Origin of the sequence: Streptococcus sp. 343_SSPC, from assembly GCF_001072385.1 — a bacterium.
Classification (GTDB): Bacteria; Bacillota; Bacilli; order Lactobacillales; family Streptococcaceae; genus Streptococcus.
This window is the reverse complement of sequence record NZ_JVKU01000026.1, coordinates 161,465-181,107: the sequence shown is the minus strand read 5'-3', so window position 1 is coordinate 181,107 and position 19,643 is coordinate 161,465. Positions and strand designations below refer to the sequence as shown.

Here is a 19,643-nt window from a genome sequence, read left to right as displayed (position 1 = left end):
GATATACTTCCAAACCAGGAAAAAGGAATGGAGGAACAAGTGAAAACTTTCTATAAAAAATTATTCGCGTTTGTAGCAATGATTAGTGTAGTTGCTCTTGGCTTGTCAATCATTAAGCCAGTTTCTGCAGCAACTGTTACACCAACCATTACAAACCTTAAAGCAGATACATCTGGTCAAAAGGTCAATTTTTCTTTTGACTGGGACTTAACAGGTATTTCTGTTAAGGAAGGTGATACGTTTACTATCGACGCTCCAGAAGGTGTCAATATCACCAAACTTGCAACGGAGTCACTTCAAGCAAACGGTGCTGAAGTAGCTACCTTGTCGATGACAGACAAAAAGATTACTTTTACCTTTAAAAAAGCAATCGAATCCATGAACCAAAACGTTAAGGGTGGTTTCTCATACCAAGCAGTGTGGGATAGTACTCCAGGAAATCCTGGAAACAAAACCGCAACTTCTAAAGTTGGTTCAGAATCCGTTGTCATCACTCGTCCTGATGGACCTGGCGTATTTGAATCTGTTTTGAACAAGTACAACCTTACTGGTGACTATGTATCTAAAGAATTCAAACTCGATGCATCAGAAAACTATGCATGGATGAACGTTGGCGATGACTACTACCTTACAAAATGGTTCATCCGTATCAATGGCGATGGTAAAAAACAAGCCATCACAAATCCTGTTGTATCAGATAAAATCCAAGCTTCAGCTGTAGATTACTCAAAAATCACTTTTAAAACACCTGCTAATCACGCTGCAAGTGAATTCTTCGTTGGAACTTACTTGAAACCATCCTTCACATTAAGAAAAGGTGGACAAGTGGTTGCTTCCGGATGGGACTTCTGGCAACATGTGACATTTGATCCAGACGGTAATGGATTTACTGTGAACTTATCAGATGTCAGTGATGTCTTTAAAACAGCTTCAGATGAAGAAATCATTGTTGAATACCAAACAATCATTCCTAAAACAACTATCCGTGTTGATAACAACGCTACCTTGAAAGCTGACGAAATCACAACACCTCAAACAGACCCAGCATTCTGGAACAATACAGAGTTGAAATTCTGGGTATCTGGTGATACAACTGTGACAGTTCAGAAAGAGTGGGTTGGTGACGAAGAAGCTGACCGTAAAGATATCACTGTTCAATTGTATGCTGACGGCAAAGCTTTAGAAGGAATGACACAAACTCTTACAAAAGCTTCTGGTTGGCAAGCAGCATTTACGAAATTGCCAGGTATCAAAGACGGTAAGAAGATTGAGTACTCAGTAGTGGAAACAAATACACCTGAAGGTTACACTTCTAAAGTTGAAAAAATTGATGATGCAAACGTGATTAAGGTCGTCAACACATCAAACAAACCAACTACAACGACTACAACAACCACTACTACTACAACCACTACTACAACAACTACTACGCCTGGTGAGCCTAAGACTACAGTAACTACTACGCCTGATGAGCCTAAGACTACAGTAACTACTACGCCTGATGAGCCTAAGACTACAGTAACTACTACGCCTGGTGAGCCTAAGACTACAGTAACTACTACACCTGGAACTCCTGCTACAACTGTTTCTACAAAGGAGCCTAAGACTACAGTAACTACTACGCCTGGAACACCACCTACACCATCTACAACACCTGAAGGACCTAGTACAACACCTAGTACAACGCCTGAAGGACCTAAAAAGAATGGTTCTACTACCACTACACCTGAAAATCCAACTGGACCGAACGCTGGAGGCAATGGTGGCGGACGTAAGAAACTTCTTCCAAGTACAGGTGAAGTTGTCGCAACAGGTCTTGTTCTTACAGGAGTATTGGTCTTGGCCGGTGCCGTTGTATTAAAACGTAAAATGACTGATAACTAATTCAGTTCAGAAAACTACTATTAGCTTGCACTAGCTCCACCTCCTAGTCACTAATAGCACGAGAGAGAATCACATTCTCTCTCTTTTTTATGAACCTATGACGATAGAATACACTAGAAAACCAAGTCCTACCTCATTCTCATTTTTCTGTCCTAGAGTTTATATAAAAGAGCCTGTGAAAACTTCACTAGGCTCTTTTGTATCTTCACTTATATTCCAGTCTATTTCATATATGGGAATGTTTCTATTATTTTCTTCCTTAATTTTTCATTTTCTATCTTTTCAATATTGAGGACCTTTTGAAATTGGAGCACATCTTGAATCACATGTTCTTGCCCATCTTTTGAAAACTCGGCGGGAATGGTTAAATTTTTAAAAAGATCTCTCCTTATGTATCCTTCTGGTGTTTCTTCGTAAAATATATTCATAAGAGCCAACTCAAAATTAGTACTGTTTTTTTGAGGCTGAGATTTGAAGTATTGAAGAAATTCTTCTTTATTCTGAACAAGGTGCTCTTGCCCATCTATTGAAAAATCAGCAGGAAGCGTGAAATCTTTAACAAATGAATTATAGGGACTTGTTAGTAATTCTAAAAAGGAGAGACGAAACTCTACATCTTCCTCGCCTAAGAAATACAAAACTGAGCGATAGTGATTTTTCAACATCTGATAGGCCTTTGGATAGGCTGCTGCTAGAGATATTTTGTACCTTTCAGTTTCCCTAAAACTTTGATTAAACCTAAGTTGTAATCCTCTAGAAATGTAGTCATTTCCTCCGGAACCAGATAATCTCGTTTTTGGCATAAGAGCGAATGGATGTCTATTCTCAAGTCTCTGTTTTGACTCCGTTTTAACTTCTTCAACACTTTTACCAGAGGAACTCTTTTTAGATATTTTTCCTGTTTTTGCATCAATCAGCCCCTCCTCAACCGGATACTGTGAAGTCTCGTTAAACCCCTCCGTAACAACTTTCATAGTTCCATTTTCAATCACTGCTTTTGATTCCTTGGGTGCTAACATAGTAATAAGAAAGTAGGCTTCATTATCCTCTGTTTCATATATTTCTCCTGAAATATCGAGTGGGATATATTTCTTATTATAGTCACGCACCATTTTAAAGACATCATAGGTTTTAGGTTTTAGTTTTCGATCCTTCGTGTCGTATACATCAATCAACCAATACTCCCCTTCTTTGGGCTCATTGTAGCTTAGATAAGGCGCCGAATCTGGTGCAGTACGATAGCGTGAAAACTTATCACTACTCGCTTTTAACTTATAACTTTCTTGCATGATATAGCGCTCACCACTTGCACCATCATGTGTATTAAGTTGGTACGCAAATTCTGGTTTACCTTTATTAACTTCTTCAATTAATTCTCTCTCATCACCATCGTCCCATTCGATGACTAGTGCTTCCCCGTTATGAATAAATTCATAGTCCTTAATTACTGGCCTCGGTTTCCATTGAACATACTGACGCAATTCTCTTATACGAATTTGTTCTTTGATAGAAGAGATTGATCCAACCACCACGACGAATAAAGTAAATAAAAACAACTTTGACTTAAATAACTTGGGCATAAACAACTCCTCCTATTCACTAGCTCCTACCAACTATTTTACCATGATTCTTATAAAGTGTCAGTGGTTGAAAAAAAGGATTTCTACTCTTGGAAATCCTTGCATTATGTGAATACTGTCTGATAGAAAAACTCAAAGTAAACAAACATGAGACTGGACCGACTCTTCTAGTCCATCAATTCCATCTTTTGTCAGTCAAATAAATAATTGGCTGAGACAAAAGTCCTAGCCTCTCAATTGTCTTTGGATTGTCGAGCAAGACGCAGTGGTTGAGTGGGCTCTACTACGCTGATTTCATCAGCTTTTATAGCCCTACTCAACTGTGCGGAGGTGGGACGACGAAATCGAATTCTAACGAATTACCGATTTCTGTCCCACTCTCATTTAAGTAGTATTATAAACGTAGGTTTGTTAAAGCTTACTAGGTTGCTCAATCATACTCTTTTTAGTTTTGATCTTCTAGTCCGTCCTGTTGATCTTCATAAAAAACAACTTTCCCATCTTTCACTTTGAAGGAGTAACTGAGCGTGTCTTCCGAATCATCTTTATGATTGGAATAGTAGAAACTATAGGAACCATTCGGTAGTTTGCTCGCATCTAGCTTTTTAGCTGCTTCTTCTAGGTCTTGCTCCTTAACGGACACGGCATCATCTACATAAATGGTCATACGGATTAACTCCTGATCGATCAAGGTTTGAAAAGGAATTTGATAGTAGCCGGCAAAGTCTTTTTTCCCTTCTTTGAGATTTTGTCTTGCAATGCTATCTAGGATTTCCTCTTTTTCTTCCTGATAAAAGTTACTTAAAAAGATAGAGAATTCAATTGGAAGGCCGAGAGATTGCTTCTTTATTTCCTTCTCTAGTTTTTCCTCGATATTTTTTATGGATTTCTGCTCTAAAAACACTTTCTTATAGTCTGGAAGAAAAATAATAGATGAACTTGACCAGTCATCATGAAAAGTTGTTTCATTTTCCAATCGTACCGTTTGATCATCGTAGGTTTTCTCAGAGTAGGTGTAGCTTACATGATAAGTTGGGAATTCTAGGGCAGTCCAAGATAACTTGGTGATGGTTACTTTTCCATGAAGACCAGCTTGAGCAAGCTCACTGCTAACAACTTCTTTAGCCTTTTTGTAATCACTCGATGTCATGATCTTACAACTGGTTAGAACCATCGTTAAGAATAAAATGGGAACTAGGAGTAAAAGGGAATAACCTTTGTTTTTCATAGGTCTACCTCCAAAAATAGAAAACTTCCAAAAGTTAGATAGAGGACTATATAGGATGAAAGATTCTCACAAGTTGAATTACTCATCAACGTATTTATTTATCTAGCTCTATTCTACCATTATTTACAAGGAATGTCAGGAAAAACAAGAAAAGAGGCTGGGACAAAAGTCCTAGCCTATTAATTGTTTTTGGATTGTCGAGCAAGACGCAGTGGTTGAGTGGGCTCTACTACGCTGGTTTCATCAGCTTTTACAGCCCTACTCAACTGTGCGGAGGTGGGACGACGAAATCGAATTCTAACGAATTACCGATTTCTGTCCCACTCTCTCTCCGTCAATTACTATAAATCATCCCTGTACAGGCTTGCTCTGAAAGTTCAACAAAGCCCAGGGATTGGTAAAAGGCAAGATTCTTCTCGCTCCGTTCAGTGGCGAGGAGTCGTTGGTAGACAGTGGGAAAGGTCGCTAAAGCCTCTTTTAAGAGTTTCCTTCCGATACCTTGGCGCTGGTGATCTGGTCGTACCAGGAGGTCCTGCACAAAAATGACTGAGTGACCATCTCCTACCAAGCGGATGTAGGCAACGAGCTCTTTCTCATCATAGACGGCCAACTGCCAGAGACTGGCTTTGACAGCTTCTGCTAGCATAGATGGGTTCTTGGTATAATTGGTCCAGCCGACCGAGCTGTAAAGTGCGACTAAGTCTGCCATCGCTGGAATCTCTTGTTTGTACTCTAACATCTTAACTCCTTTTTAAGGTATAGTGCTGGAAGAAGGCTATATCCCGATAAGGGGACTCCTGACAAACGGCCAGCTCCATCTGAAGCATGGACTCTCGCCAGCCTTCTTGGCCTTTGAAGCGATTGTCCTGCAAGGAATAAAAGACACGAATTCCCTGGTAGTCCTGTACTTCGAGGGTTAGATCTTCTACTACTGCACCGAGATCATAGGCCTGTGCCAAGCCCATGGAGTGGGTTTCCAGATTTTGGCCGGCTAAGAGATCAAGCGCCTTCTGAGTATCATTTTCAAAGACGACAGTCTGTAGGACGCGCCCAACTTCATTGTGCTTGACAATGGAGAGCAGGCCACCTGGTTTCAAGAGCCGGGTGAATGCCTTGAGGACAGCCTCGCGATTCCCTACATACTCCAAGACATTGTGGCAGAGGATGACCTCAAAGCTGGCATCTTCAAGACTTGCCAACTGATCCAGACTTCCGACCAGTTGCTGGTAGGGATGGTCTTGGTCCCGCAAGGCCAACATTTCTTCATTTGGTTCCACAGCAAGGACCTCATTGTCTTTCGCTAGGTGGTTGGCCACCAGTCCAAAGCCACTGCCAAAATCAAGCACCCGTTTTCTCTTGATGTCTTTTAATTGAGCAAAAAGAATATCATAATAGATCTGTCCCCAGGGTTGCCGGAGGTTTTCTAAATAAGCTTGAATATTTGCTGCCATCTGGCTCCTCCTATTTGTAATTGAACATTTTGCTGGCTAGCTTGTCCGAGATACGAGGGAAAAGGGTATAGAGCTTGTGGGTCAGGTTCAAGAGCCAAGGCAAATTGAGCTCACGTTTTGCTTTTCCAAAGTGTTTGACAATCTTCTTAGCCACGAAGTCTGGTTCCAAAATATAACGGTCTACAGCCTTGACATAGCTTCCATCGGGGTCTGCCTGGTCAAAGAAAGCGGTCCGAATAGGGCCTGGATTGACCGTCGTCACATGGACACCAAAGGGCATGAGTTCCAACCGCAAGGCGTTAGAAAAACCAATGGCCGCAAATTTGGTCGCCGAATAAAGGCTGGATTTGGCAGTTGCGACGAGACCCGCCATGCTGACGATATTGACGATGTGACCCTTACCTGCTTCCTTCATGCGGGCACCAATTAAGCGTGAGAGATTCATCAGGGCAAAGGTATTGACTTCAAACATGGCATGGATCTGCTCATTGGTAATCTTGTCAAACTCTTCAAAGATCCCATAGCCTGCATTGTTGACCAAGACATCAATCTGCCCATAGCGCTGATAGAGGTCTTCTACCAAGTCTTGGACAGCTGAGGAATCCGTGATATCGATCCCAATGCATACTTTCTTAGGATGTTCAGCATAGACTTGTTCCAGTTTTTCTTGATTTCTGCCTAAGAGAATAAGCCGGTCCTCAGGAAGGAGCTTGACCATTTCCTGGGCTAAGCCTCCACTCGCTCCTGTGATGATGATAGTTCGCATCTTAGATCTCCACTTCTTCCAAGTCCTTGACCACATGGACCTTCTCAAACACAGTCGCGGCATCCTTGCGCAATTGACTGACGTCCTTGGAGAGGAAGCGGGCACTGATATGGTTGAGTAGAAGGCGTTTGGTTCCTGCTTCACGCGCCACTTCTGCCGCCTGCATATTGGTCGAGTGGCCATGCTTACGAGCAATCTTCTCATCGCCCTTGCCATAGGTAGACTCATGCACGAGAACATCTGCATTAACGGCAAGTCTGACGCTGGCATTGGTCTTCCGGGTATCGCCCAGGATGGTGATGATCTTACCAGGTCGAGGGGCGGAGATATAATCCGCAGCAATGATCTTGGTGCCATCTTCCAGGGTAACATCTTGGCCATTTTTGACCTGGCCAAAAAGTGGTCCAAATGGAACCCCTGCTGCCTTGAGCTTGTCTGCGTCGAGGGTCCCTTCCAAATCTTTCTGCATGACCCGGTAGCCGACACAGAAAATGGTGTGATCCAAGGCGTCGGCATAGACCGTGAACTTATCGGTCTCCATGATTTTCCCAAGTGAACCTTCATCGAACTCATGAAAATGGATCTTGTAAGGCAGGCGTGAACCGGAAACTCGAAGGCTGGTCAAGACAAAGGATTTGATCCCAACCGGTCCATAAATCTCTAGATCCGTCTGCTCTTCATTGGCCTGAAAGGCGCGGCTAGAGAGGAAACCTGGCAAGCCAAAGATATGGTCCCCGTGTAAGTGGGTGATAAAGATCTTGCTAACTTTTCGAGGACGGATGCTGGTTTCTAAGATTTGATTTTGTGTCCCTTCTCCACAGTCAAAGAGCCAAACTTCATTGATCTCATCCAAGAGTTTGAGCGCTAGACTTGAGACATTACGAGATTTGGACGGCTGGCCCGCACCCGTTCCTAAAAATTGAATTTCCATTGTATTCTTTCTAACTAATATAGATCATAGCAGTCCGATTCTTCGATCGAACGGCGATTTTTCCTGGGTAGGCCCTAGCTAATTGAGCCAATTCGTCCTGGTTGTAGCCAGTCAGGCGGATGCTCCCATCTGCCAACTCTTCAAGATTAGATAGAGGTGACAATTCCTTGGTCTCCACCACCTCTTGATCGTTCACCGGACGCATCAAGACCAAGCCTTCCTCTTCATAGACCAGGTAGTGAGGAAAGATCTGCGCAATCTCAAACAAGAGGTCCATACGAATGGTTTCTGCTTGCTGGGCAAAGACTTGAGCCAATCCTTTCTCTCGGTAGCAAAATCCATAGGCCTTGCCAGAGAGATTGAGACGGACAAAGGGTTTGTCCTCCTCAAAGCTGGGACTGGTCTGATAGAGTTCAAAGGTCTCAGTGACTTGTTCATAGTAGTCAGTTGCTGCTTCGGGGCTCTTCTTTTGGTAAAGCTCAGCAAAATAGGCATTGATAACACTGGGCGGTGGCGTGATAAACTGGAGCTTTTGCTCTTCTGTCAATCCCGCTAAGACCCGCTCCAAATAGACCTTGTCTAGACTGGTATAGCCTCCATAGCTGAGAGCGATATTAAGATAATCCATGATGATAAAACTCCTCTAGTCTCCATGCATTTTTAGGGGCGATGTAGCCTGTTATGACCTCACCAGTTTCCTCATAGGAACGCTCAGCCAATATGGCAATGGTCTCCAATTCATGGATGCGGTAGGCTTGATCAAAAGGAACCTGAATCGTAAAGGGATGGAAGAGCTCCTGCATCTTTTCAAGCAGAATCTCCTGCAGCTTAGTCCGACTATCGGGATCCTTGGCTGAAACCAGACGATAAGGTGTCTGAGTCGGAGTAAAGTCCGCGACTTTATCAGCTTTATTGTAGAGAGTTAAGCGTGGAATCTCCAGCATCTCCAAATCCTTCATAATCTGAAGAACTGTCTTTTCATGCTCTTCATGGTTGGGATCAGAGGCATCGATGACATGGACCAAGAGATCCACATTCTTGCTTTCTTCCAGGGTCGACTTAAAACTGGTCACCAACTCTGTCGGTAAGTCCTGAATAAAGCCGACTGTATCTGTCAGAGTTACTTGTAGATTGCCTGTTAGATGAATACTCTTGGTGGTCGCATCCAAGGTCGCAAAGAGTTCATCTGCCTCGTATTGGGTCTTACTGGTCAAGGCATTCATAATGGTTGATTTGCCGGCATTGGTATAGCCAATCAAGCCAATCTTAAAGATGGGGGATTCTAGGCGTTTTTCCCGTACCACTTCACGGTTCTTCTCGACCACCTTGAGTTGACGCTCGATATCGGTGATTTGATTGCGGACACTCCGGCGGTTCAACTCCAGCTGACTTTCTCCCGGTCCACGGGAACCAATCCCCCCGGCCTGACGGCTGAGCATGATCCCTTGACCCACGAGACGGGGCAAGAGGTACTTGAGCTGGGCCAGATGAACCTGGAGCTTACCTTCGTGGCTTCGTGCCCGCATGGCAAAGATATCCAAAATCAACTGCATCCGGTCGATGACCTTTACACCTAAGATTTCTTCTAAATTCACATTCTGGCGAGGGGTCAAACGGTTGTTAACGACAACTGTCGAAACCTCATCTGCATCGACCATTTGGGCAATCTCTTCTAGCTTTCCAGAGCCGACAAAAGTCTTGCTATCGTACTTTTCTCTCTTTTGGGTGTAGATCCCTACGACTTCTGCTCCGGCTGTCTTGGCTAGACTGGCCAACTCCTCCATGGACATGTCAAAGTTCTCCATACCTTGGAGCTCGACACCAACAATGAGGACCCGCTCCTGTTTTTTCTCAGTTTCTATCATCTAAAAATCTTTCTATATTTTGAAGAACCCGCTCCTTGAAGCCTTCTTCTCCAATCTGGTAAAAATGAACTGTCATCCGATTGCGAAACCAGGTCAACTGGCGCTTGGCAAAACGGCGCGTATTTTGCTTGAGCTGTTCAAGAGCCTCTTCTAAACTTTGCCCCCCCTTGAAATAAGGAAAGAGCTCCTTGTAGCCAATCCCTTTCGCAGCCTGAACCTCAGGATGGTTGTCATAGAGCCACTGGGCTTCTTCTAACAAGCCCTGCTCAACCATGAGATCCACCCGTCGATTGATGCGGTCATACAAGGCTTGGCGATCATCGTCTAGACAAATGATATAGGGTTCATAGGCTGGAGCTTGATTTTCCAAGTCCTGACCGAAATGGGAGATTTCCAAGGCCCGCATTGCTCGTCTACGATTGATCTGCGGAATTTCAATTCCCTCTTTTGCTACTCGATCAAACAGTTCTTCATCAGTGAGAGGGGACAAGGACTCCCGATAGGCTAGAATGTCCTCGTGGGCAACATCCCCTCCTAGGTGATAGCCTTCTAAGAGACTCTGGACATAGAGGCCTGTCCCTCCAGCAATAATAGGAAGGTGGCCTCGTTCTTGAATCTCCTCGATGGCTTGGCTGGCTTCTGTCACAAAATCGTAGGCTGAGTAAGTATCTGTCACCTCGCGGACATCGATCAGATGATGGGGAGCTGCTGCCTGCTCTTCTGGACTAGCCTTGGCCGTTCCAATATCTAGGGTGCGGTAGACCTGCTGGCTATCTCCGCTGATGACCTCCCCCTGAAAGCGCTGGGCCACCTCGATAGCGAGGGCTGTTTTCCCAACAGCGGTCGGTCCCACTATCACAATTATCTTGTTTTTCATCGTTTTTCCTTGCAAAAATCGCATTTTTTCGTTACCATATATTATAACATAAAAATTTAAAGTTCTAAAAAGGAGAAATTCTCATGGCTAAAGGATTTGGTAAAGGTTTTGTTACTGGTGTTGCTGGTACAGTTGCTGCTGTAGCAGGTGCAGTTTACACATTCAAGAAAAAAGTAATCGAGCCTGAAGAACAAAAAGCAGCTTTCATCGAAGAAAACCGCAAAAAAGCAGCACGTCGTCGTGTATCACACTAATCAAAAGAAAAAACTCCGGGAAACCGGAGTTTTTTTTGTGAATGTAGACAAACTATTTTTACATTACTAGCTAGATAATTTTTTCAAAAAAGTTATTTATTATTTAAGATTTTAAGCAAGTCAAAAACTTTCCGCTGTGAGAAAAGTGCTAGAAACACGATTGTTTCTAGCACACGGGAGGTTTGGAACCTTAGGTCCAAAACTAAGTCATGGAACTTCGTAGAAGTTCGCTGACGTCCGTACTCACCTAAGGAAAGTTTTTCAGAAGAATTTATCTTTAATCTAAAAACTCCGGAAAACCGGAGTTTTTTTGTGTTCTTATCGTTCTTTCAACATCTTGGTGGCAAGGTCTAGCATCTCTACCGCCTTTTGGTAGTGCTCGTCCAACAAATCGTAGACGGCATCTTCCGATAAGACTCCACAGTAGACCTCTTCAGGGAAGTCTGGCTGGTTGGACAATTCGACATCGTCCATGTAGACCTGGCTAGTGTAGTAATCACGAAGGGCGATATAGCTAGACTGGCCAGCTTCTACCCGTTTCAAACATGCTTCGAGCTCTTCGATTAAACCTTGGTAGGTGTTGAGATGGCCTTCCATCTCTTGGATTCGTTCAATTGGAGTCATGAGTTGTCCTTTCTATCTGCTAGAGAAACGACTTGCAACTGCTCGCCACCCAGTAAAATCAAATAGGATTCAACCTGGTCCACAGCATATGAGCGGCGGAGGGCTTCTGCGTAGAGTTCCAGTTGGGCTTGGTAGCGATCCAGCAATTCTTGAGGGTTCCGGTAACGGTCTGTCTTGTAGTCAAAGAGAAGAATCCGATCTTCCAACAGTAGGTAGCCGTCTAAGATCCCCCGGACCACAAAGTCCTGGCCACTAGCTGGATCTGTCTTGAGCATGGCAAAGGGCGCTTCACGATGGACCTTGTCGGACTCTTTTAGCAAGAGTTGGCCCAAGTCGGTCTGGAAGAAGGCCAAAACCTTCTTGAGGTCGATCCGCTTCTTGACAGCCGGACTGGCATTGACCTCTTGGAGGACCATTGCTAGGCTCTCCATGGTTGGAACCGTCGTCAATGGGATCCGTTGCATCAATTCGTGCAGGGCACTACCGACTGCTGCTCCTGTCACAGCTTCTTCCTTGCCAAAGGTTGGAAAGTCAAAGCTTGGTAAGGCAAGATCCGCTTTTTCCATGAAGTCCACTCCTTCGGTATCTTGGATAGGTTCATAGAATTTCTTAATTTGGCTCGGAGTCCGCACACTCGGAAGTTGGATGGCTGCTTGGTACTGGGTGTTGAGCCGGTCCACTGATTCTATGACATCTAAGGCTCGGCGGATCTCATCTGATTGGCGGTTGTCCTTGAGGTCATCAACTGGGAGAGAAGACTTCAACTCCAAGTGACCGATTTGCTCCGGCGTCAAGTCTTGGTCGGTCACAAAGCGGGTCTGATAGGACAAGTGTTGCTGGGCAAAGACTGCCTGGATGGCATAGAGCCAGTCTTGGAAACAATTGATCTCCTTACGAAGGGCTGGACTCAAGCGTCCATTGACACTGGCTCCCCATTTTTTCTCTTCTAACTTATCCTGCCGGCCCTTGCCTACCAGATAGAGCTTGCGCTCTGCCCGGGTCATAGCGACATAGAGGAGGCGCATCTGCTCCGACAAGGCTGCTAAACGAATTTCCTCGTCATTCCGCTGGTAAGGCAGGGTCTCAATGACCAAGCGTACCGACTCGGGAAGTCCCTCTTGATCAGACTCGATGGGGAGATTCGCAACATACTTGATCCCGACCCCATTTTTCCGACTAATGACAGCATTGGTAGATAGTTCCTTGCCGACAAACTTTTTGTCAGTATTGAGGATAAAGACATAAGGAAACTCAAGTCCCTTGCTCTTATGGATGGTCATGAGTTGGACAGCATCCTTAGGAACTGCTTGGGCGACATTGGCCAAGTCGTGTTGGTTTTCCAAAATCTTATCAATCATGGAGATAAAGCGTGGCAAACCTTTGAAACTAGAGCTTTCAAAGTCATTTGCCCGAAGGGTCAAGGCATAGAGATTGGCCTGCCGTTGAGCTCCGTTTGGTAAGGCACCTACATAATCATAATAGTGGCGATCCTGGTAAATCCTCCAAAGCAGATCGTAAAGGGAATGCGTCTGCGCATAGTCACGCCAGGCATCCAGTGTCTCCATAAAGCGGGTGAGCTTCTCTCTCAAGCTGGAATTGATCAAATGAGGAGCACTCCCTGTCTGGTCTAAGGCGTGTTGCAGTTTCTCATAGAGATTCTCTGCCTTCTTTCCTTCAACTCCCTGTAAGGCTAAGCGAGCCAACTGGTCCTCATCAAACTCAAACATGGCTGATTTCATGAGGGCCACCAAGGGATAGTCCTGCAAGGGATTGTTAATGGTCCGGAGGGTGTCCAAAAGGACCATGACTTCAACGGACTGGAGGTAGTTTTCCTCTCCTCCATCTGCAACGATAGGAATCTGATAGGCTTCAAAGGCTGAAAGCACCTTGTCGTTGCGAGTCCGAGACGCCGTCAAGAGTGTGATATCCTTAAAGGAAACCCCTTCTTCGTTGTGGAGGCGGATGATCTCCTTGATGACCAAAAGGACTTCACCTGAGGATAGGCTATCCCCTTCTTGCTCCTCGTCTTCAGCTGCTTCAGCCACATCCTGACTGCCATCGTAAAGCAGGAACTCAGTTTCATAGGCGGGTGTCGGCTCTTTCTTATCCGGATTGCCCGCAATCAAGCGGTGGCTCTGGTCATAGAGAATCTCCCCAACTTCCTCATCCATGAGGCGTTCAAAGACATGATTGGTCGCTTCTAAGACCTCTACGTGGCTTCGGAAATTCTCCTTGAGCAGGATCAACTTACCATCAGCCCCTTCTTCTTGGTAGGCCTTAAACTTATCATTAAAAATCTGAGGATCCGCCTGACGGAAACGGTAGATAGACTGTTTGATATCTCCCACCATGAAGCGGTTGTGGCCATTAGACAAGAGCTCCAACATCCGCTCTTGGGTGTGGTTGGTATCCTGGTACTCATCGACCATGACCTCGTGGTAGCGCTCCTGATAGAGACTGCGGATATGAGGGAATTCTTCAAGGATCTGGATAGCAAAATGGCTGATGTCGCCAAACTCAAAGGCATTTTCCTGCTTCTTGCGCTCCAAATAAGCGGTGGAGAAAGCTTGGACAAAGTCCCTGAGCAAGACCAGCAAAGGTAAGGGTTCATCCTTGAAGCGAATCTGATAGGTTAGCTGGTAGTGCTGGGAAGCTGCTGCCCGCAAGGCTTCGATGCGTTCTTTGCGTTCGTCATTGAAGGCCGTAGCTAGCTCTTTCAGGTCTTCTTTTCGTGTCGTGATGGTCAGGCTTCGTCCTCCGCTGGCACGGGAGATCAAGACCACCCGCTCCAAGACCTCAAAGATGGCTTCCTGGCTCGATTTCTCATTGAGACTAGCGATTAAGTCTTGAATAGCGGTGACATTTTCTTGGTACTTGGCCCCTGAAAAGGCTTGGCCTTCATTAGCCAGGTGGAAGGTAAAGAAAGATTCCAGTTCAAAGAGCTGCTCTTTTACCTCTTGGGCCAACTGGTCCAAGGCTTCATCATAGTCCAGATCTTGATAGCCTTTGAGGAAAGACCCCTCTAGCCAGGCTTGGGGATCCGCAGTGGATTGGAGGAAGTCTACCAAGGCATAAACCTGGTCCTTAAAACCAGCTAGCGACTTGCCCTTTCCTGTAAAGTTCTTGACCAAGCAACTAAAGAGGCGGTCGGTCCCTTGCTCCTCATAAAAGCGCTCAAAGGCTTGTTCAAAACAGTCATTCTTGAGCAAGTACTGCTCGCTCGCGCTTTGGAGGATGCGGAAGGTCGGCGAGAGGCCTAATAAATAGCCATATTTGGAAACCAGGCGCTGCGTGAAGGCATCCATGGTTCCGATATCACTAGTTGGTAATTCTGCAATTTGTTGGGCCAAGTGGTGCTTGAGCTCCTCATCCTGGCTAGCCTTGAGACTTTTCTCCAACTCTTTTTCTAACCGTTCCTTAAGCTCGGTTGCTGCTTTGACAGTAAAGGTTGAGATGAACAATTGCTGGATGGAAATCCCCCGATGCAATTGATCCAGGATCCGTTGAACCATGACGAAGGTCTTTCCAGATCCAGCCGAAGCTGAGACTAGAATATTTGTCCCTGATGAATAGATGGCTTCTATCTGCTCAGGGGTCCGTTTTTGTTCCTTGTCAGACTGGGCCTCCTGGACTTGGAGGTCTTGAATCTGCTTAGGACTTAAAAATTCAATTGGTTTCATTGATTCAATTCCTCCCTCATTTTTTCTATCCAGGCCTGGCGGAGCTTGTCACCGACCGGGCGTTTCTCGTACTGACTTGGATCCAATTTTTCCAAGAAGCGGGCTTGTCCTAGATGAAGATTGGCTTCAAATCCAGTAATCGATTTGTACTGTTCTACATAGGGAGCAATGCTTCGTCCATTTTCAGTATAAGGGTTAATCGCAAAGTTACCCGACAAGATGCCCTCTGCTGCTTCTTGATAGAGATGGGCATTGTAGAGCAAGAGCAGGTCTAGCTCCTCTTGACTCAGGAGCATGGCCTTGTTTTTCTCATAGTTCTCGTCAAGTTGGCTAGCCTGATCTGCCAAGAATAGACCCTTGTATTGCTGGGTTTTTAGAACGGCTTGGACAGCATCATCGACCGCCTTGGTATCCTTGAGAAGCACCAAAGGATCCGTCATCTGCAAGTACATGGCTCCAAAAATCCCCTTGTCAGGATCAAAGTCCTGAAAGTCTTTGATAGAGGACAGATAGGTTGGCAATTGGGAGTTGAGACCGTTAAAGAACTTCTCAAAATTAAACTTGGTCTCACTGGACTTGTAGTCCACCACTCCCAAAGCTCCTGTATCAGACAGCCGGTCAATCCGATCGACCTTGCCCTTGACCAAGAGCGGACGACCATCTTCTAGGGTTAAGAAGGGACGATCTGCCTGGCCGAAGAGAGCTTCTTCTCCAATGGTTTCAATGCGATCATTGTGAGCGAGGACACGTCCCGTTGCCCGAGCGGTATCCAGAAGCAATTCTTTTGAAAAAGCAGCCATGGCATTCTCCTGATAAAGGAGGGCAAACTCTGTCTCCTGGCTGGTTTCGCGAATGGCCTTGTTCAAGCGCTCATCAAAATCTCCTTCTGAAGGATCTTTTAGCACCCGTTCAAAAATTCGGTGCAAGAAATTCCCATGGCTTCTCGCATCTGGTCGCAAGTGCCACTCCTCTTGCAAGCCCAAGACATAGTGGAGATAATAGCTATATTGGTTTTGGTAGTAAGTGTTGAGAGCTGAAGCAGATAAAGACAGAGCCTGACCTTTAGGATAAAGGGCTTCAAGGGTCTCATCTTCTAGGACCTTGGTCGTCAAGTTTTGGCTAATTTGTGGGATGTGCAAGTCTTCTGACGCTAATTTCTTCCGAAGGACACGAATGGCAACCGCCCAGAAGGTCGCTTCTTCCTTGCTCAACTCCTGGTCAATTTCTCCCTGGTGCAATTCAATCAATCGAGCTAAGAGAGCCTGGTAAGAACCCATGTCTTGACTAGAGGCTGTTGCCTTCTTCGAAATGACAGATAAATTGAGGGGGGCCTTGGTCAGCTCGAGCAAGTAAGGGGACATCTTGTCATCCACCTCGTTGACTAAAATAGGACTGGACAAGACCAACTGTTTGGTGGCTGCATTGAAGAGGGACAGGGCGACGAAGCGATTCTTCCGTAAGTTGTCCTGACTGGCAATTTGGAGATTGGCCTGTTCGTCTGAAGCTTGGTTCAAGACCTGGCGCTCCTCATCCGTCAGCAAGGATTGGTCCTTGGCAATCTTAGGGAAGCGCTCCTGGGTCAAACCAATGGCATAGACATAAGGAGCTGATAGAGGTTCGATCAAATCATAAGACTGAACTGTCACCACATCGACAGTCGCTGGAACCGTCCGATAACTTGCCAACAACATCCCTGATAAGAGGATGCTTAGGAAATCATCCAAAGTCACCTTCATCTGTTCAAAAACTTGGGCAAATTGCTCTAGTACATGGCTAAAGGACTTCCAGACTTGATCATAGCGTTCCATCTCCTGCTCTGAACCACGACCGGCCAACTGTTGCATATTTTGAGCCAACTGACCCTCCTGGAAAAACTGGGCAAACTTCTTCAGCAGTCCCTGGCTGGTCTGACTCTTAGTCTTATAAAATTCCTGCAGAGGACTGATCACTTGCTGGCGAATCTGATTGAGACGCTCTAGGTCAAATTTGTCCTGGTGGTTGGCTGTAAAGTCACGAGAAAAGGCAGCCAGACCCTTAATCTCTGCAAAGCGAACATATTGTTCGAAATGGTCGATATCCTCTCGTGTCAGCGTCCCATAGAGCCCCGTCTTCAAGAGATTGACCACATCCTCGGTCAAAAACCGATAGCGACGAAGACGGTCCAAGGATTCCACCCATTGGACCAGGGGATGCTGGGCCATAGATTCGCTCTTTCCGAGATAGAAAGGAATCTGGTACTGGTCAAAGATGGTCTTGAGCTGGAGCTGATAAGCATCCACATCTCCCAAGAGGACCCGAATGTCTTTGTACCGTGCGCCCTCATAGAGGCGCTGGCGAATGGAGCGGGCAACGGCTTCTAGCTCTTCCTTTTGATGATTACAAGTCCAAATCTCTACGGCTTCTCGATCTTGATCAGACAGCTCTACATCGACCTCTGTAAAGTCATAGCGAGCTTCCAAGATCCGCGTCATACGGCTAAAGGCATCCTCTTTTCCTTGACCGACGTAGCTTGGTGTGACCTGGTAGGTCCTAGCCAAGTCTAGCAAGAAATCGACACTGGCCTGGTAGAGATTCCCCTCACGAAAGCTCGAGCGATAGGCTTTCTCACTGGCATAAGCCCCGATAATGATCTCGACGCCCTTGTCATGCAGCAAATGAACTAGGTAGTCCTCCTCAGCTGAGAAACGGGTAAAGCCATCAATCACCAAGGCCAAATCCTTTAACTCCTCATCCAAATCTCCCTTGATAAGGTGAGAGGCAAAACTAGCCAGCTTAGACTCAGACTCAAAGGCGCCTGAAACTAACTGGTCTTGGACAGCCTTCAAGATATGGACCAAGTCTTCTCTCTTTTCCTGATCTGGCAAGGCATCCAAGTCGGATGCTGTCATCTGGGCTGTCTGCAACTCATGAAAGAGCTGGATCAATTGTTGGATAAACTGGGGATCCTTCTTAAGACGTGCATAAACCTTGAGCTCTTCATCCGGCATCTGAGAAAGCACCTTAAAAAAGAGCATGCCAAGACCGATATCATCTAGCGCTTGTTGCTGGTGGTTTTCATTAAGTGTAAAATAGCGTGCCATCTGAGCAAAGCGCGTAATGGTGATGGCAAAAGAAGCCTCCTCGTCTATGAGTTGCAAGACTTTGCGCTCCTTCTCAAAAGATAGAGAGTTGGGCGCGATATAAAAGACCCGCTTCCCTTCTTCAACCAAGCGATTGGCCTCATCCACCAAGACCTGGGTTAAAGGGGTTCGAATATCTGTATAGACTAATTTCATAATGTTTTGATTCCTGTAAAATGATAGTTCTATTATACCATCTTTGCGCCTTTTCTACAGGGATTTTCCCATCATTCAAGAGATTCAAAGCAGATAAAAAAGAGGCTGGGACAAAAGTCCTAGCCTCTCAATTGTCTTTGGATTGTCGAGCAAGACGCAGTGGTTGAGTGGGCTCTACTACGCTGATTTCATCAGCTTTTACAGCCCTACTCAACTGTGCGGAGGTGGGACGACGAAATCGAATTCTAACGAATTACCTATTTCTGTCCCACTCTCTTTTCAACTATTTTTTTAGCTTCCCCAATTGATTAAAAGATAGAGTATGCTAGAGCCAAACATATCGGCCAAAGCATGCATGAGGAAGAATGGCAAAAGGTTTTTGATCACCTTCTTGTAGAGAACATAGTAGAAGAGTCCATAGATAACTCCAATGACCACTGCCCAAAGCAAACCTTGGTAGGTATGGAAGGAAATCCGAATTAAGATCGAATAAGCCAGTGCCCACCACTTGTACTTGTCATTAACAGATGTCATGACTCCCAAGAAGAAGAACTCTTCGTAGAAACCATTCAGCAAGGCATAAGCAATCGCCATGGGACTAAGCGCTAAGAACTTGTGAATAATCTGCATGGGATCGATATAAGGGAGGAGATTGATATTGAAGTAATCGTACTCTCCACTCACCGTTGTCACGATATCCCCAAACAGACCAACAATGGCAAAGATCAAAGGTACCCAAAAGAGGACGGACCATTTAAATCGAATTGGAAGCTGTTTAAAATCGAAATTCCTGAGCAGCAAGTAAGCCAAGGCAAGAGCTAATAAGATAATCTGTAAAGTAAAGTTACTGGAGTAGGCTGCCCCATCCGTTGCTGTATTGGTAGCTGTCTCCGTGGCTGTGCTAACGGTTTGCGCAACTGGTTGAAGACTGGCAAGGAAGAGTTCTGTAGACCAGACAATAAACTGCCCAAACATAATGGCAGTCACAATAGCGATATCATACCATTTGAGCTCTTTTAATGGCTTTTCAGGTCGTATAAATTTAAGAATGTTCATCATTCATCCTTCTATTCCCATGATGGAAGTGTTTTTGATAGTTCTACTATAGTAGAATATGCTTAAAGAAACTTTAATTCTTAGTTAGTAATAAAATGCTATTAGTAAAGAGGCTAGGACTTTTGTCCCAGCCTCTCAATTGTCTTTGGATTGTCGAGCAAGACGCAGTGGT

15 protein-coding genes are annotated in these 19,643 nt (G+C 45.2%); 2 read left to right on the top strand and 13 right to left on the bottom strand.

Annotated features, from left to right (window positions below; translation table 11 throughout):
- Window positions 1-27: 27 nt before the first annotated feature.
- Window positions 28-1,884, top strand: a complete 1,857-nt coding sequence (locus ADH27_RS08495; protein ID WP_239681783.1) for a Cna B-type domain-containing protein — start codon at window positions 28-30, stop codon at window positions 1,882-1,884.
- Window positions 1,885-2,105: 221 nt separating this feature from the next.
- Here ADH27_RS08495 and ADH27_RS08490 read toward each other — a convergent pair whose 3' ends face one another.
- From ADH27_RS08490 to miaA, 9 genes are all read right to left on the bottom strand, one after another.
- Complete coding sequence (locus ADH27_RS08490) at window positions 2,106-3,464, bottom strand: hypothetical protein (protein ID WP_048717339.1); 1,359 nt, start codon at window positions 3,462-3,464, stop codon at window positions 2,106-2,108.
- Window positions 3,465-3,909: 445 nt separating this feature from the next.
- Window positions 3,910-4,692, bottom strand: coding sequence for a hypothetical protein (locus ADH27_RS10355; protein ID WP_193389726.1), 783 nt, complete (start codon window positions 4,690-4,692; stop codon window positions 3,910-3,912).
- Window positions 4,693-5,026: 334 nt separating this feature from the next.
- Window positions 5,027-5,431, bottom strand: a complete 405-nt coding sequence (locus ADH27_RS08480; protein WP_048717338.1) for a GNAT family N-acetyltransferase — start codon at window positions 5,429-5,431, stop codon at window positions 5,027-5,029.
- 1 nt (window position 5,432) lies between these two features.
- Complete coding sequence (locus tag ADH27_RS08475; RefSeq protein ID WP_048717336.1) at window positions 5,433-6,143, bottom strand: class I SAM-dependent methyltransferase; 711 nt, start codon at window positions 6,141-6,143, stop codon at window positions 5,433-5,435.
- Window positions 6,144-6,153: 10 nt separating this feature from the next.
- Entirely contained in the window at window positions 6,154-6,909 is a 756-nt protein-coding gene (locus ADH27_RS08470) for an SDR family NAD(P)-dependent oxidoreductase (protein ID WP_048717334.1), read from the bottom strand.
- A gap of 1 nt (window position 6,910) precedes the next feature.
- Complete coding sequence (gene rnz, locus ADH27_RS08465) at window positions 6,911-7,840, bottom strand: ribonuclease Z (RefSeq protein WP_048717333.1); 930 nt, start codon at window positions 7,838-7,840, stop codon at window positions 6,911-6,913.
- A 10-nt stretch (window positions 7,841-7,850) separates the two neighbouring features.
- Window positions 7,851-8,471, bottom strand: a complete 621-nt coding sequence (locus tag ADH27_RS08460) for a cystathionine beta-lyase (RefSeq protein WP_048717331.1) — start codon at window positions 8,469-8,471, stop codon at window positions 7,851-7,853.
- Window positions 8,455-9,705 carry a GTPase HflX gene (hflX, locus tag ADH27_RS08455; RefSeq protein WP_048717330.1) on the bottom strand — a complete coding sequence of 417 codons (1,251 nt, stop codon included), beginning with the start codon at window positions 9,703-9,705 and terminating at the stop codon, window positions 8,455-8,457. Before hflX ends, ADH27_RS08460 begins: the two co-directional genes overlap by 17 nt.
- Entirely contained in the window at window positions 9,692-10,582 is an 891-nt protein-coding gene (gene miaA, locus ADH27_RS08450; protein ID WP_048717327.1) for a tRNA (adenosine(37)-N6)-dimethylallyltransferase MiaA, read from the bottom strand. The genes hflX and miaA overlap by 14 nt, the downstream gene beginning before the upstream one ends.
- A gap of 83 nt (window positions 10,583-10,665) precedes the next feature.
- Between miaA and ADH27_RS09755 the strand changes: the two genes are divergently transcribed.
- Window positions 10,666-10,836 (top strand): DUF3042 family protein, encoded by a 171-nt coding sequence (locus ADH27_RS09755; protein ID WP_003002781.1) that lies wholly within the window; start codon window positions 10,666-10,668, stop codon window positions 10,834-10,836.
- A 318-nt stretch (window positions 10,837-11,154) separates the two neighbouring features.
- On the opposite strand, the gene ADH27_RS08445 is transcribed toward ADH27_RS09755, so the two are convergent.
- From ADH27_RS08445 to ADH27_RS08430, 4 genes are all read right to left on the bottom strand, one after another.
- On the bottom strand, window positions 11,155-11,460 hold the full coding sequence (locus ADH27_RS08445) for a DUF4298 domain-containing protein (protein WP_048717326.1): 306 nt from the start codon (window positions 11,458-11,460) through the stop codon (window positions 11,155-11,157).
- On the bottom strand, window positions 11,457-15,140 hold the full coding sequence (gene addA / locus ADH27_RS08440; protein WP_048717324.1) for a helicase-exonuclease AddAB subunit AddA: 3,684 nt from the start codon (window positions 15,138-15,140) through the stop codon (window positions 11,457-11,459). The genes ADH27_RS08445 and addA overlap by 4 nt, the downstream gene beginning before the upstream one ends.
- Window positions 15,137-18,415, bottom strand: a complete 3,279-nt coding sequence (rexB, locus tag ADH27_RS08435) for an ATP-dependent nuclease subunit B (RefSeq protein ID WP_048717322.1) — start codon at window positions 18,413-18,415, stop codon at window positions 15,137-15,139. The genes addA and rexB overlap by 4 nt, the downstream gene beginning before the upstream one ends.
- Before the next feature lie 291 nt (window positions 18,416-18,706).
- Window positions 18,707-19,471 carry a CPBP family intramembrane glutamic endopeptidase gene (locus tag ADH27_RS08430; protein WP_048717320.1) on the bottom strand — a complete coding sequence of 255 codons (765 nt, stop codon included), beginning with the start codon at window positions 19,469-19,471 and terminating at the stop codon, window positions 18,707-18,709.
- Window positions 19,472-19,643 lie beyond the last annotated feature (172 nt).

Coding starts and splice junctions, on each gene's coding strand:
- miaA (WP_048717327.1), bottom strand. CDS start 10,582: ATGAAAAACAAGATAATTGTGATAGTGGGACCGACCGCTGTTGGGAAA.
- ADH27_RS08490 (WP_048717339.1), bottom strand. CDS start 3,464: ATGCCCAAGTTATTTAAGTCAAAGTTGTTTTTATTTACTTTATTCGTC.
- ADH27_RS08495 (WP_239681783.1), top strand. CDS start 28: ATGGAGGAACAAGTGAAAACTTTCTATAAAAAATTATTCGCGTTTGTA.
- ADH27_RS08480 (WP_048717338.1), bottom strand. CDS start 5,431: ATGTTAGAGTACAAACAAGAGATTCCAGCGATGGCAGACTTAGTCGCA.
- ADH27_RS08475 (WP_048717336.1), bottom strand. CDS start 6,143: ATGGCAGCAAATATTCAAGCTTATTTAGAAAACCTCCGGCAACCCTGG.
- ADH27_RS10355 (WP_193389726.1), bottom strand. CDS start 4,692: ATGAAAAACAAAGGTTATTCCCTTTTACTCCTAGTTCCCATTTTATTC.
- ADH27_RS08470 (WP_048717334.1), bottom strand. CDS start 6,909: ATGCGAACTATCATCATCACAGGAGCGAGTGGAGGCTTAGCCCAGGAA.
- hflX (WP_048717330.1), bottom strand. CDS start 9,705: ATGATAGAAACTGAGAAAAAACAGGAGCGGGTCCTCATTGTTGGTGTC.
- rexB (WP_048717322.1), bottom strand. CDS start 18,415: ATGAAATTAGTCTATACAGATATTCGAACCCCTTTAACCCAGGTCTTG.
- ADH27_RS09755 (WP_003002781.1), top strand. CDS start 10,666: ATGGCTAAAGGATTTGGTAAAGGTTTTGTTACTGGTGTTGCTGGTACA.
- ADH27_RS08445 (WP_048717326.1), bottom strand. CDS start 11,460: ATGACTCCAATTGAACGAATCCAAGAGATGGAAGGCCATCTCAACACC.
- rnz (WP_048717333.1), bottom strand. CDS start 7,840: ATGGAAATTCAATTTTTAGGAACGGGTGCGGGCCAGCCGTCCAAATCT.
- addA (WP_048717324.1), bottom strand. CDS start 15,140: ATGAAACCAATTGAATTTTTAAGTCCTAAGCAGATTCAAGACCTCCAA.
- ADH27_RS08430 (WP_048717320.1), bottom strand. CDS start 19,471: ATGAACATTCTTAAATTTATACGACCTGAAAAGCCATTAAAAGAGCTC.